A 12,983-nucleotide genomic window follows, 5' to 3' on the forward strand; every position below is an offset into this window, starting at 1 on the left:
GAGAACTCCCATGACCGGAATCCTGCTGTCCCTCCATGTGATTGCGGCCATTCTTGCCATCGGCCCCGTCGCTGTGGCGGCGAGTATGTTCCCGGTGGCGAGCCGCGCAGCGCTCGCCGATCCGGACAGCGGCAGTGTTGCGACGACGGGAATGTTGCATCGCATCGTTCGGGTGTACGCCACGATCGGGATCGTCGTTCCGATGCTCGGTGTCGCGACCGCCGTCAATCTGGGGGTACTCGGTGACCTGTGGATCCTCACCTCGATTGCACTCACCGTCGTTGCTGCCGTGATACTCACCGCGGTAGTGCTCCCTGCCCAACGGCTGACGATGGCTGCGATCGACGGAACCGGGACCGGTGTGGACGTCGCAACGCGGCTGACCCGTCGACTGGGTACTTCGACGGGAATCTTCAATCTGCTGTGGGTCGTTGTCGTCGTCCTGATGATCTTTCGGCCAGGATCGACAACCGGCGTGTAGTCCGAGGTGATTTTCACGTGTCGGTGACAGCGGAGCTTGACCTTGACACAGTGACAAGGACTCCAATGGTCGACGAAGGAGGTGGTTGTCGTGAACACAACCAACCACGGTGGGCAGAATGCTCACCTCGTCGACGCACTGGCCGCAGCCGACCCCTCGGTTCGGCTGCGAGCCGCGCTCGCCGCCGGCACACGCCCGGACCCTGAGCTGACGAATGCCCTGGTCGATCGGTGTGCCGTCGAGCCGGACTTCTTCGTCCGCGACATGTTGACCTGGGCATTGTGCCGCCTGCCGGCTGAAATCACGGTGCCGCAGCTGATTCGTGAGCTCGGGACCGACGGTTCGCAAGCCCGCAGCCAGGCACTCCACACCTTGTCCAAGATCGGCGATCCGATCGCGTGGCCCGAGGTCTCTGCGCTGGTTCACGACCAGGACGACGAAGTCGCGCGCAGTGCGTGGCGTGCGGCCGTGGCTCTCGTGCCCGTTGGAGGTGAAGGTGCACTCGCGACCGATCTGGCCACCGAACTCGGACGGGGTGAACTGCAGATGCAGCTCAGTCTCAGCAGAGCTCTGACAGGGCTCGGCGAGGCTGTACTTCCGGTGCTCGAGGCGGCCGGCGCAAGCACGAATCCGCGTGTTCGGGCGCATGCTGATGCTACAAAGCAACTCTGGCACGACCCCGACGGTGGGTTCGCTCTCTCGCACGAGTTGGCGAAGCGCGTCGCGGCAATCGGCCCGGACGCGTAGGAAGGGGAGACGGATGTTGATCGGCGAGGTCTCGCGGCGCTGTGGTGTCAGCACACGGATGCTGCGTCACTACGACACATTGGGGCTGGTGAAGCCGACGGGCCGCACGTCCGGCGGTTACCGCGAGTACTCCGCCGACGACATCCGCCGACTCTTCCACGTCGAAAGCCTGAGGACGTTGGGGCTCTCGTTGAACGAGGCCAAGCGTGCACTGGACGAACCGGACTTCGCCCCAGCCGATTTGGTGGGTGAACTCATGCAACACACTCGTCAACGGATCGCGGCGGAGGAGGAATTGCTGACCAAACTCGAAAGGGTCGACGCCACCGCCCCTTCGGAGTGGGACGACGTCCTGCGCATGGTCTCGCTGTTGCGTGCACTCGAATCCGAGTTCGCCGCCCACCGTCAGCAAGCGATCCTGTCGCAGGATGCGAATGCGGCATTGCCCGTCGACGCACTCGTCGAAGCCATCCTGTCGGAGAAGGATGCCAACGTGGCGGGTGCGTTGCAGTGGGCGTTGGCGAGGAGCGAAGGTGCGGGCCTTGCAGGTCTCACGAAGGGGCTCGAATCGGAGGACGTCGAGGTTCGACGCCGCGCGACGTCGGCCATATCCGGGATCCACGCCGAGGAAGCAACTCGGTCACTGAAGCGAGCTCTCGATGATTCGGACGCGATAGTCCGTGCCGACGCCGCTCTCGCCCTCGGATCTCGCGGAGAGGCCGTCTCGATGCCCGCTCTCCTCGAGATGGTCGCCGACGGGCGACGCGACGTCGAGGCCGGCGAGGTGCTCGGTCTTCTCGCGGAGCACTCACCGACCAGCGGTGAGGTCGTCGATGCCGTGCAGGCAAAGCTCGACGGCACTGGCGACGCCCCGACGAGGTTGCGAATCACGCAGGCGCTCGCAGAGATTCCCGGCGCGGCAGCACGCGAGGCGCTCGCCCGGATCGCCAGCGACGACGACAAGACGGTCGCGTCCACGGCGGTGGCGATTCTCGAGATGCGCGATCGAGGACCACGTCGGCGCGAACGACCGCGTATCGGGAGCTGAGACCTTGGGCACGTCTGACAGCGGCAGGGTCAGGCGGTCAAGGCTGCAACGATTTCGCCGCGGCATTGCCCTTCAACCCTGCGAAGAGCAGGACAAGGAGAACCGCTAGAAACACGACTGTTGAGGCGACAGCCGACACCACAGATCCGAAACCCGTCACGACGCCGATGGTGACCTGCATGCACATTCCCGCTACGGCTGTCCACATCGTCAGGCGCAGAAGCGGACGCGCAATCTGATGGGCCAATCGCCACGCCTCTGGACTCGAGGTCGTCGACTTGGACCGTATGCCGACAACGGGATTCGGTTCGTCGCCGACGAGTCGCGGCATGAGCCCAGCAACGAACGCGAGGATAAGCGTCGACGACGCAAGTGAGGCCGTCAGGCCTAGTAAGTCAGGCGATTCCATCCGTCCAGCCCCCAATCGGCAGATTTGACTCAGCGGACGGTGCCGCCGGGACACGTCCGACTGTATGCGAACGAAGGCATGTACAGCTGTTCGGGTGACGCGATTTCGGGCCTTGCCGGATGAGTAGGGGCCACGTTCTCGGACCGTTGTCAAACAAGCCCTAGTGCGGATCACCTACGCAGAAAAGGTTTCCCGCCGGATCCGCGAGAACGTCCCAAGTCGATCCACCCGCTTCGTGGCGCTCGACGTGGGCCGCGCCTGCCGCGACGAACGCTGCGACGACCTCGTCTCGTGGAGGATCGTGCGACTCGAGGTCGAAGTCGAGGTGAAGCGTATTCCTTTGGCTGCGAGCCTGATCGATTCGTTGGAAACCGAGAGTGAGCGGGAGATCCGGGGCCGTCACCGTGAGGAAGTCTTCGTCGCCGTCAATGCTCGCGTTGCTGAATCGCTCCGACCACCAGGTGGCCAACGATCGGGCGTCCGTTGCATCGAACGTAACCATGGCCAATCGCACCATCCCACACCAACCTCTGTACACGTGAATGCCTTTCGAACGATCTTAGGCAACACCTTGCACCTGCTGCGGAGTGATCAGCGGATAGTGTCTGCTTTCGTGGTGGATCAACGGCGACAGAGTGTGCGACGCAGGTACCTGAGCCTTGGCATGGGAGAGTTGGCAGCCGCGTCCGTATTCGCCGCTGTGGCTGTCGGCGTCGTGACTCCTCGCCTCGAAGGTCCGCAAGACTCCGCTGCGCTATGGTCGGCGCTGGCCCCACTGCTTGTGATCCTCATGCAAGCAGGTGTCTATTGGCTGCTTGCACGAGGCTGGACCGAGTTGGAGTCGATGCCGGCCCGCCTCGCAGCGCTTTACCGCGTGTTTCGGGTCCTCGATGTTCTCCTGCTGGCGATAGCTCTTCTCGGCGTTGTCATCTGGTTACCAGATCACTCCGGCACGGCCGTGGGCGTCGTGACGGTGTGGGCTTTCGGCGTCGTCGAGTACGTCAATTACTTCGTGGCTCGTCTCGCCTATCCGCTGCGGCGGTGGCCTTTCGAGGTCGGCAAGTGGCGGAGACCCCAACTTGTGCGCGACCTGAACTCGGCGCGCTGATACCGGCAACCAAGTTGTCTTTGCTGTAACGGCAAAACTTGATGCGGGATCGGAGTGGAACCGGAAGAATCGACCCTGCTCGTCCAGGAAGCCTCTGACTGTTCGTCGCGGAGGAAGGAGAACCACCATGGCTACGTCGCGTCGCAGCCGCCGTGATGTCCCACCGCCCCGGGCGGGAAACAGCGAGGCAGCCACGCTACGAGCGTTTCTCGACTACCTCCGTGATTCGATTGCCGCCAAGGTCGAGGGTGCTCCGGAACCTCAGGTGCGCAACACAGTTGTTCCGTCGGGAACAACCTTGCTCGGGCTGATCAATCATCTGATCTTTGTCGAGCGGTCGATGTTTCTCGCCGAAAACGTGACGGATTGGAAGGCGACCTTTCAGCCGTCATCGGAAGAAAGCGTGGACGATGTCGTCCGTCGCTATCGCGAGACGGTCGAGCGCGCCAACGCAGTTCTCGACGGATGCACAGATCTTGCCGCACCCATCCCGCGACCAGGGGCGAAACGACCCACTCCCAGTGTCCGTTGGGCGCTCGTGCACATGATCGAAGAGACCGGACGCCATGCCGGGCACGCCGATATCCTCCGCGAACTGATCGACGGTTCGACCGGCCGGTGACATCGCAACACCCGATAGATCCGTCGCTGCAACTGGCAGAGCCTGGACGACAACAGTGGCGGTGAGGTCGTTCATCTCGCCGACAGCTTCCGCGCTTTCATCGAGGTGAATGTCCACGACTGAAATCGGGGCCTACGGGAACCGGGTCGGTCGCTCCGTCGGGAGTTGTTACTTCCCAGCGCAGTTCGGATGCAGTCGGGGAAATGAGCGTGTGGATCCACTCGGCCACGACACCGACGATTACTTTCTCCAGTTCCGCGTGCGACCATTCTCGTGGCCGAGTAGGAACCGGCGGTTCCCAGCCTTCCTCGCCCCAGATCACGCCGAATAGCTCTCTCTCGTCACCGATTTGCTGATTCAGGCTGAATGCGTCGGAACCCTCGAATCGTGCCCAGACGCCGAATGTTCCCTCGCCGTCTTGGTCGAGCGAGACATCGATGACAATGCCTTCGGTATGTGAGGTCGCCGTGGCGCGCATCGCCGCCAGCCGGCTTTCGGCCACCGACGATGCAGTGTCGAGGACAGATCTCAGCGCGTCACGGTACTCGGCAGACTCCATCGGTACAGGAACTAGAATTTCAGGCAATCGACTTCGAGTCAGAGCGCCCCCGACATGGCCGCCCATTGAAGAAGAATGACCGTCTTGCCGTCGACGATTTCTCCGCCGGAGATCATGTCGAGTGCCGTCTCGAACGGCAACTCCAGGACTTCGATGTCCTCACCTTCGTCCGGCACTCCGCCACCACTGCCGGTTCTGTCCGCCGGAGTGTATCGGCCGGCGTAGAAATGCACTCTCTCAGTGACGGATCCGGGGCTCATGTACAGATCGAACAGATGTTGCACATCACCGATTGCGACTCCAAGCTCTTCGCTCGTCTCTCGCCGAATGGCTACTTCCGGTGTGTCGGAATCGAGCAAACCGGCTGCGGTCTCGATCAACATTCCGTCGGGGTGTGCGTTGACGTAAGCGGGAAAGCGGAATTGCTTCGTCAACAGGACGGTGCGCCGTTCGGGGTCGTACAGCAAGATCGTCGCGCCGTTCCCGCGGTCGTAGGTTTCCCGTTGCTGTGTCTCGAGGGTTCCGTCCCTTCGCCGGTAAGTGAAGGTGCTGCGACGCAACACATGCCAACCGTCCGAGGTGACCTCGACTCGTTCGACCTCGACATTCGGATTACCGTGCAGCCCGAAGCCTGTTCGGTCGAGGCCGGTGCGACCCCGGCTGTCCGGAATGTCGACGCCGGCACATCCCACCGTTGCAGTTGGGTGTATCTGCCTGTCGCTGTCAGGTTCGGTCATGTCATCCACCGTAGCGAAGATCGGTCCCTCGGCGTTATTGGGCAACAACAGTTTCAGAGGTTGAGCGCCGTCATGACAGAACCTCTCGGCTCAACTGAGAAGTCCCGCCCCCGTCCGGAGACGGGAGCGGGACTCGAGTATCAGCGAACTGGGCAGTGCGTCAGACAGCTTCCTTTGTCGCCTGCGCTGCGAGGGTGAGCGCGATGTCGACGATCATGTCCTCCTGGCCACCCACCAGACGGCGGCGTCCGGCTTCGAGCAGCAGTGTGCGAACGTCGATTCCGTAGCGCTCCGACGCAGCTTCGGCGTGGCGGAGGAAGCTCGAGTACACGCCTGCGTAGCCGAGTGTGAGGGTCTCTCGATCGACGCGGACCGGCCGGTCCTGCAGCGGACGGACGATGTCGTCGGCAGCATCCTGCAAGGCGAACAGGTCGCAGCCGTGCTCCCACTCCTCGATGTTCGCAACGGCGATGAAGGCCTCGAGGGGGCAGTTACCGGCGCCGGCGCCGTGACCGGCAAGTGAAGCGTCGACGCGTGTGACGCCGTTCTGCACTGCAACAACGGAATTGGCCACCGAGAGTGAGAGATTCTCATGGGCGTGGATACCGATTTCGGTGCCCTCGTCGAGGATGTCGCGGTACGCGCGAACACGGTCGGCGACGTCGTTCATCACCAGACGTCCACCCGAGTCGGTGACGTAGACGCAGTGCGCGCCGTACGACTCCATCAGCTTGGCCTGCTTCGCCAGTTCTTCGGCCGGAGCCATGTGGCTCATCATCAGGAAGCCCGAGACGTCCATGCCGATCTCGCGGGCGGTCTCGATGTGCTGCGCGGAGACGTCGGCCTCGGTGCAGTGCGTGGCAACGCGAACCGACCGCACACCGAGGTCGTAAGCATGCTTGAGTTCACTGATCGTGCCGACACCCGGAAGCAGTAGCGTGGTGAGGCGAGCGTGCTCGAGTACCTCGGCCGCAGCTTCGATCCATTCCCAGTCGGTGTTCGAACCGGGGCCGTAGTTGAGCGAGCCGCCGGCGAGGCCGTCACCGTGTGCAACTTCGATCGCGTCGACACCGGCAGCGTCGAGAGCTGTGACGATCCGCTTGACGTCGGTAGGCGAAATGCGGTGGCGGACAGCGTGCATCCCGTCGCGAAGGGTGACGTCCTGGACGAAGATCTTGCGGTTGCTCACTTGGTTGCTTCCTTCTGCTGGGCGATGCGCTCCGCGATCTGCATTCCGGCGGACGTCATGATGTCGAGATTGCCGGCGTACGCAGGCAGGTAGTGTGCAGCACCCTCGACCTCGAGGAACACCGACACCTGATGGGTGGGGCGATTGCCGTCGACGAGCAACGTCTCGACCGGCTGGTCGGCCGGGATCTCGGTGATCTGGACTTCCTGCTTGAGCCGGTAGCCGGGAACATACGCGGAGACGTCGCCGACCATTTTCTCGATCGACTGACGGATCTCCTCGTGAACAGCCGGGTCCGGGGCGTCGACGAGGCAGAAGACCGTGTCGCGCATGATGAGCGGCGGCTCAGCGGGGTTGAGGATGATGATGGCCTTGCCGCGGCGGGCGCCGCCGACAGCCACGATCGCCTCGGACGTGGTCTCGGTGAACTCGTCGATGTTGGCGCGCGTTCCGGGACCTGCGGACTTGGAGGCGATGGACGCGACGATCTCCGCATACGCCACCGGGACCACCCGAGAAACGGCGGCAACCATCGGGATCGTGGCCTGGCCACCACACGTCACCATGTTGACGTTGGGTGCATCCAGGTGCTCGTCCGCGTTGACGGCCGGCACGACGTACGGGCCGATCGCTGCAGGCGTCAGGTCGATCATGCGCTTGCCGAGGGGAGCCAGCCGCGCGTTGTTGGCGACGTGAGCCTTTGCCGAGGTGGCGTCGAAGACGATCTCGATCTCGTCGAAGTTCGGGAGACCGATCAAACCCTCGACACCTTCAGCCGTGATCGGCACGTTCAGACGCGCAGCACGGGCGAGGCCGTCCGACGCCGGGTCGATGCCGACCATCGCGCCCATCTCCAGGTAGTCGGAGTTGCGCAGCACCTTGATCATCAGATCCGTGCCGATGTTGCCCGATCCGATGATCGCGACCTTGACCTTGCTCATGCTTTGTCCTCTTCGCTGGAAAAACTGGTGGTGACGGAACCGAACCCGGAGACGGTCACGGTGACTTCGTTGCCTGCGGTGACCGGCGCCATGGGGCCGAGTGCGCCGGACAGGATCACCTGGCCTGCCGTCAGTGGCTGCCCCAACTCGCGTGCCGTGCGGGCGAGCCAGACGACTGCTTCGATCGGATCGCCCAGGCAGGCGGTTCCGACGCCGGAGGACACCTCGGTGCCGTCGACGGACATCGACATGACGACGCCGGCGGGCTCCACCTCGTCGAGGGTCCGACGTTCGGTTCCCAGGACGTACACGCCCGAGGACGCATTGTCTGCGACGGTGTCACCGAACTTGATGTCCCACGACGCGATGCGGCTGTCGCAGATCTCGATCGCGGCGACGGCGTAGTCGATTGCGCCGCGCACCTGTGCGCTGTCGAGAGGTCCGTCCACAAGGTCGGCACCGAGCACGAAGGCAACTTCCGCTTCGACCTTGGGCTGGATCAAACGACTCATGGGGATGGCGCCACCGGCGGGGAACTCCATGTCGGCGTACAGAACGCCGAGGTCGGGCTGGTCGACACCGAGCTGCTGCTGGACTGCCACCGAGGTCAGGCCGATCTTGCGGCCTACGACGACGGCACCCGCCTGCCGACGGATTTCATCGACGCGGCGCTGGACAGCGTAGGCGGCGACGAGATCGTCGGCGCCGATCAGATCGCGCACAGGCGCGCAGGGAGTACCGCTCGCAATGGCGGCTGCGAGGCGGTCCGCAGCAGCTGCGATGTCGGTCTCGCTAGCTGTACTGGTATTCGTGGGCTGGCTCATGACCACTACCTTCGCCGCAGTACCGAGGTTGCGCCAGGGAACTGTCTCACTCAGCGATACGCTGGGCACGTGACTGGCGGCGCAAACCTCGACACCGTGCTGGGCAAGGCGGTGACGATCCTGCGAGCTTTTCGGGCCGACGACCACATGTTGCCTCTGGCCGTCCTGGTCCAACGGACAGGACTGCACAAGGCGACGGTGCACCGCCTGGCCAACGAACTGGTCGCGAACCGACTACTCGACCGCATCGACGGCGGTTACCGACTCAGCGGCGGTCTCTTCGAACTCGGCATGCTCGCCTCTCTCGAACGTAGCCTCCTGGAGATGGCGATGCCGTTCCTCCAAGACTTGTACGAGCGGACCCACGAGACAGTCCACCTGGGGGTCCGTGACGGCCACGACGTCGTGTACGTCGCGAAGATCGGCGGACATCGACAAGCGAACTCCCCCTCTCGGACCGGTGGCCGGATACCGCTGTACTGCACTGCGATCGGAAAGGCACTCCTGGCGTTCTCCGACAGCGATTTTCGCCGCGAAGTGCTGTCGGAACCGATGACCAGGCGCACCCCGCACACAATTGTCGCGCCCGGCATTCTCAACACTCAACTGAACAGAGTTGTCGAGACCGGCATTGCGTTCGAGCGTGAGGAATCGGCCCCTGGTCTTGCGTGTGTCGCGGCTCCGGTATTCGGAACCAACGACAAACCGGTCGCCGCCATCAGTGTCACCGGCCCCACCAGCCGCTTCGTTCCCGAGAGCCAAGTGCCTTACGTTCGCGCGGCTGCCGAAGGGCTACACAGCACGATCGCTCGTCGCGAACGATTGCGGTGACCTCGCCGTCTCGAACTGGACGAGTCCGCTCAGGGCTTGCGGCAGCGGACCCTCGTGCAAGACGCCGAGACGTTGGGTGGCGCGGGTGAGGGCGACATAGAGCTCCGATGCGCCGCGTGGACCGTCGGCGATGATTCGTTCCGGTTCCACCACGAGTACGGCATCGAACTCCAGGCCCTTCGTTTCCGAAACCGGCACGGCGCCGGGCACATCCGCAGGTCCGATGACGATGCTCGTACCTTCGCGCCCATCCTCGTCCTGATTGAATTCGTCGATGGCGGAGGCCAGTTCGTCGGCCGAGATCTGTCTGGACCACGGCGCGATCCCGCAGGCGCGGACGGACTCGGGTGGTTGGACTCCCGGCGCGAACTCGGCGAGCAATGCGGCGGCGACGCTCATGATCTCGGCCGGCGTGCGGTAGTTCACCGACAGTGATCGGTAGATCCAGCGACCGGGGACATACGGCTCCATCATCGTCGACCACGAGCGGGCACCGGCCGGTGAACGTCGTTGCGCGAGATCGCCTACCACGGTGAAAGACCGGTCAGGACAACGGCGCATCAGGACCCGCCAATCCATCTCGGACAGTTCTTGTGCCTCGTCGACGACGATATGCCGGTACGTCCAGTCACGGTCTGCAGCAGCGCGTTCGGCGAGTTCCCGGGTATCACGTTCGACGAAGCGGTCAGCCAGGTCCTCGGCGTACAGCATGTCCTGGGCGAGAAGGTGATCCTCGTCGTCCATCAGGTCCTCGCGGCTGATCATCATGTCCAGTACGCCCGCTGCATACGCAGCCTCGTCGCGGCGTTCACGTTCGGCACTTTGGTCGACGGGCTTGTCCCGGCCGAGCATGTCCGCCAACTCGTCGAGCAACGGAACGTCCGAGACGGTCCAGCCGTCACCGTCCTGGCGAAGCAGCTTCTCGTCCGCGCCTGCCGCACGTAGTCGTGCCGGAGAAGTAAACAGCTGTGTCAGTAGCTCTTTCGGAGTCAGGATCGGCCAGAGGGTGTCGAGCGCCGCGCCAAACGCGCTGTTTCCCACCAGCTCTGCGGTCAGGTCTGCTCGCACTTGCTCCCAGGCTTCACGGTCACTGCGTGTCAACCACCCCTTGCCGATCCGCGCTATCGCCCGTTCGGTCAGCGCCCAGGTGAGGATTTCGGTGAACACAGTGCGAGCGTCGTTGTGGGGGAGTCCGCTCGAACGGGCTTCTTCTCGGGCCCACTCCGCGGTTTCGGCGTCGATTCGCACGGTGACGTCCGCCAATTCGATCAACAGCGGGTTCTCGGGTAATCGCTGATGATCGGCAATCGCTGCGCCGAGAACGTCGAGGATCTTCAGCGAACCTTTGAGTTCGGCGGCGGCCGGGGTGTCCTCGGCGGTGACGCGCAGGCCGGGAACGAGATCACCGGTGGTTATGAACACCACGTCGGACTCTCCCAGCGAGGGCAGTACGCGGCCGATGTGGTTCAAGAACGCCGGGTTCGGCCCGACCACGAGAACGCCGTGACGTTCCATCCGCTCTCGCTGCGTGTAGAGCAGGTAGGCGACGCGGTGCAAGGCGACGACGGTCTTCCCGGTACCCGGGCCACCCTCGATCACCAACACCCCTGGGTGCTCGAGCCGGACGATGTCGTCCTGCTCGGCCTGGATCGTCGCCACGATGTCCCGCATTCCTTCACCGCGGGGTGCGTTGACTGCCGCGAGCAGGGCGGAGTCGCTGTGCGCGTCGTGTTCTACGCCGTCGGGGCGTCCGAGTACCTCGTCGGTGAAATCGACCACGCGTCGACTACGGGTGTGGAACTGACGGCGTCGACGCATGTTTTCCGGGTTGGCAGCGGTGGCCACATAGAACGCGCGAGACGCCGGCGCCCGCCAATCGAGCAGCACCGGTTCGTAGTCGTTGTCCGCATCGAGAAGGCCGATTCGGCCGATGTACGAAGTCTCACCCGACAGCGAGTCCAACCGGCCGAAGCACAGTCCGTTGTCGGCTACGTCCAGCCTTTTCACCTCTTTGGCAAGTGCGCGCACCTCGGCGTCGCGTTCCATGAGTGCCTCGCCGTTTCCGCGCAGAGCGGTGTTGTACCTGCCTTTGACTCGGGCGCGCTCCGCATCGAGGCGTGCGTAGAGCCCCTCCACATAGTTCCGCTCGGATCGCAGTTCTTCTTCGTATCCCTGGGTTGGCACGTGCCCTCACTTCCGCTGGCTGTTCCGATCCCGTAGTCGGTCGTGCGGGATCGGAAGAGCCATTCTGCGGCACTACCCGGGCCTTGCCGCAAGGCCCCCGGTGAGATATTACATTGATAGTGGAAGGGAGTGTCGATCCTCCCCACAGGTTCTCTCACAGATCCCCCGGACTGACGGACGGCTCCCAGCCTGGTCGATGTTTGGACCCTGAACGCCGCGGGTACAAATGTAATGGCCGGTGTTCGAAAATCGGTTGCCCTCATGAACTTACGTGGATCGAGGGATTGTGAAGGCGATACTGGCAACGGCCGCAAGCATCCTTCTGGTGGTTGCCTTGGCCGTCGCCATCTTGCTGTTGCTTTCCGGATCCCCGCGCGAACGCACCTCTCACGAGCTTGCCGATACGGAGCACACGATCGGTGGGCAGCCGACCACCTGCACCGAGTTGTTCGGCGAAACATGCAGCTTTGCTATGCAGTCGGACTACAACCAGTGGGGACAAAATCTCGAGAGCTTCGTCAATGCCGGGACTCTCGGGCCCTTTGCCCGCAGCATCGGCTTCGTGGCGGAGGCAAAGCTGAGCTTGCAGGCATGCGAGGTCAGCGCAACCGCTGGTCGGACGATTCTCGATTTCTACACTCTCGCCGGGATCGACCACCCCGCGGCCACGACCACAGACCTCTTCCCCTTCTGGAACGAGTCCCGCCAATTCCTGTGCCCGGTAGACAGTTTCTGAGAACGGTTGATCGCTACTCGATGCCGGACTGAACAAAAGCGTCGCGCACGTAACGCTGAACGAAATTCGCACTGGTGCAACAACGTCGCAGTTCGACCACAGGAGTCATGCCCGCACCTCGTCCCAGCACTAAATGTTTATGCGAATTTCGACGGGGTAGGGCCTTCTGTGTGGGAGTCCTGCCTGCGCGGGAACCCCGAGCGAGAATCCGAACGAATTGGAGGGTCAACGTGCCAGACGACAAGAGCGGCCCCAGCGAGGGCATCAAAGGCGTTGTAGAGGACGTCAAGGGTAAGGCGAAGGAAGCCGTTGGTGCGGTCTCCGGAAACGACAGTTTGACCCGAGAGGGCCGTGCTCAGCAGGACAAAGCCGAAAGCCAGCGAGAAGTCGCGAAGAAAGAGGCAGAAGCCGAGAAGGCTCGCGCTGAAGCGGCCGCGGACGAAGCGCGACAGAAGTCCGAGCAATAGCCCTGACGCACTCGTCGCCCTCGGCCTGGGATTGATCCCAGCCCGGGGGTGAGTCGTGGCTCCGCATTCAGTTTGAAATCTCTACTTACTTAGGGCGTAC

At 63.3% G+C, this 12,983-nt stretch carries 16 protein-coding genes; 8 read left to right on the forward strand and 8 right to left on the reverse strand.

Features of this window, described 5'->3' with window-relative positions; genetic code table 11:
• The first annotated feature begins 10 nt into the window (after window positions 1-10).
• From ACZ3J7_RS30990 to ACZ3J7_RS31000, 3 genes are all read left to right on the forward strand, one after another.
• Window positions 11-481 carry a DUF2269 family protein gene (locus tag ACZ3J7_RS30990; protein ID WP_298772831.1) on the forward strand — a complete coding sequence of 157 codons (471 nt, stop codon included), beginning with the start codon at window positions 11-13 and terminating at the stop codon, window positions 479-481.
• A gap of 90 nt (window positions 482-571) precedes the next feature.
• Window positions 572-1,228, forward strand: a complete 657-nt coding sequence (locus ACZ3J7_RS30995; RefSeq protein ID WP_366054485.1) for a HEAT repeat domain-containing protein — start codon at window positions 572-574, stop codon at window positions 1,226-1,228.
• A gap of 13 nt (window positions 1,229-1,241) precedes the next feature.
• Window positions 1,242-2,276, forward strand: coding sequence for a MerR family transcriptional regulator (locus ACZ3J7_RS31000; RefSeq protein ID WP_298772834.1), 1,035 nt, complete (start codon window positions 1,242-1,244; stop codon window positions 2,274-2,276).
• A gap of 37 nt (window positions 2,277-2,313) precedes the next feature.
• Here ACZ3J7_RS31000 and ACZ3J7_RS31005 read toward each other — a convergent pair whose 3' ends face one another.
• Window positions 2,314-2,685, reverse strand: coding sequence for an SdpI family protein (locus tag ACZ3J7_RS31005; RefSeq protein WP_298772835.1), 372 nt, complete (start codon window positions 2,683-2,685; stop codon window positions 2,314-2,316).
• A 160-nt stretch (window positions 2,686-2,845) separates the two neighbouring features.
• Complete coding sequence (locus tag ACZ3J7_RS31010; RefSeq protein ID WP_465626736.1) at window positions 2,846-3,202, reverse strand: VOC family protein; 357 nt, start codon at window positions 3,200-3,202, stop codon at window positions 2,846-2,848.
• Window positions 3,203-3,286: 84 nt separating this feature from the next.
• Between ACZ3J7_RS31010 and ACZ3J7_RS31015 the strand changes: the two genes are divergently transcribed.
• The gene (locus tag ACZ3J7_RS31015; RefSeq protein ID WP_465626738.1) at window positions 3,287-3,793 is read left to right on the forward strand and encodes a hypothetical protein; all 507 of its coding nucleotides are present in this window, start codon (window positions 3,287-3,289) and stop codon (window positions 3,791-3,793) included.
• A gap of 127 nt (window positions 3,794-3,920) precedes the next feature.
• On the forward strand, window positions 3,921-4,415 hold the full coding sequence (locus tag ACZ3J7_RS31020; protein ID WP_296554114.1) for a DinB family protein: 495 nt from the start codon (window positions 3,921-3,923) through the stop codon (window positions 4,413-4,415).
• Between the two features lie 97 nt (window positions 4,416-4,512).
• On the opposite strand, the gene ACZ3J7_RS31025 is transcribed toward ACZ3J7_RS31020, so the two are convergent.
• The 5 genes from ACZ3J7_RS31025 to ACZ3J7_RS31045 form a co-directional block, all read right to left on the reverse strand.
• A complete protein-coding gene (locus ACZ3J7_RS31025) occupies window positions 4,513-4,974 on the reverse strand; it encodes a DUF6389 family protein (RefSeq protein WP_298772842.1) in 462 nt (153 codons plus the stop codon).
• A gap of 38 nt (window positions 4,975-5,012) precedes the next feature.
• A complete protein-coding gene (locus tag ACZ3J7_RS31030) occupies window positions 5,013-5,711 on the reverse strand; it encodes an NUDIX domain-containing protein (RefSeq protein ID WP_298772844.1) in 699 nt (232 codons plus the stop codon).
• Window positions 5,712-5,871: 160 nt separating this feature from the next.
• Window positions 5,872-6,900 (reverse strand): 4-hydroxy-2-oxovalerate aldolase, encoded by a 1,029-nt coding sequence (gene dmpG, locus ACZ3J7_RS31035; protein WP_020909650.1) that lies wholly within the window; start codon window positions 6,898-6,900, stop codon window positions 5,872-5,874.
• Complete coding sequence (locus ACZ3J7_RS31040; protein ID WP_020909649.1) at window positions 6,897-7,841, reverse strand: acetaldehyde dehydrogenase (acetylating); 945 nt, start codon at window positions 7,839-7,841, stop codon at window positions 6,897-6,899. The genes dmpG and ACZ3J7_RS31040 overlap by 4 nt, the downstream gene beginning before the upstream one ends.
• Entirely contained in the window at window positions 7,838-8,665 is an 828-nt protein-coding gene (locus tag ACZ3J7_RS31045; RefSeq protein WP_298772846.1) for a 2-keto-4-pentenoate hydratase, read from the reverse strand. The genes ACZ3J7_RS31040 and ACZ3J7_RS31045 overlap by 4 nt, the downstream gene beginning before the upstream one ends.
• A gap of 69 nt (window positions 8,666-8,734) precedes the next feature.
• Here ACZ3J7_RS31045 and ACZ3J7_RS31050 point away from each other — a divergent pair, with 69 nt between their 5' ends.
• Window positions 8,735-9,496: an IclR family transcriptional regulator gene (locus ACZ3J7_RS31050; protein WP_095971733.1), complete on the forward strand. Its 762-nt coding sequence runs from the start codon at window positions 8,735-8,737 to the stop codon at window positions 9,494-9,496.
• On the opposite strand, the gene helR is transcribed toward ACZ3J7_RS31050, so the two are convergent.
• Window positions 9,458-11,680, reverse strand: coding sequence for an RNA polymerase recycling motor ATPase HelR (gene helR / locus ACZ3J7_RS31055; protein ID WP_298772850.1), 2,223 nt, complete (start codon window positions 11,678-11,680; stop codon window positions 9,458-9,460). The genes ACZ3J7_RS31050 and helR overlap by 39 nt on opposite strands.
• A gap of 286 nt (window positions 11,681-11,966) precedes the next feature.
• Here helR and ACZ3J7_RS31060 point away from each other — a divergent pair, with 286 nt between their 5' ends.
• Together ACZ3J7_RS31060 and mbp1 are read left to right on the forward strand one after the other, a co-directional pair.
• Window positions 11,967-12,416 (forward strand): hypothetical protein, encoded by a 450-nt coding sequence (locus ACZ3J7_RS31060; protein WP_465626744.1) that lies wholly within the window; start codon window positions 11,967-11,969, stop codon window positions 12,414-12,416.
• A gap of 230 nt (window positions 12,417-12,646) precedes the next feature.
• Entirely contained in the window at window positions 12,647-12,883 is a 237-nt protein-coding gene (gene mbp1 / locus ACZ3J7_RS31065) for a microaggregate-binding protein 1 (RefSeq protein ID WP_003943084.1), read from the forward strand.
• Window positions 12,884-12,983: the final 100 nt, after the last annotated feature.

Source organism: Kitasatospora sp. NPDC015121, from assembly GCF_055562955.1.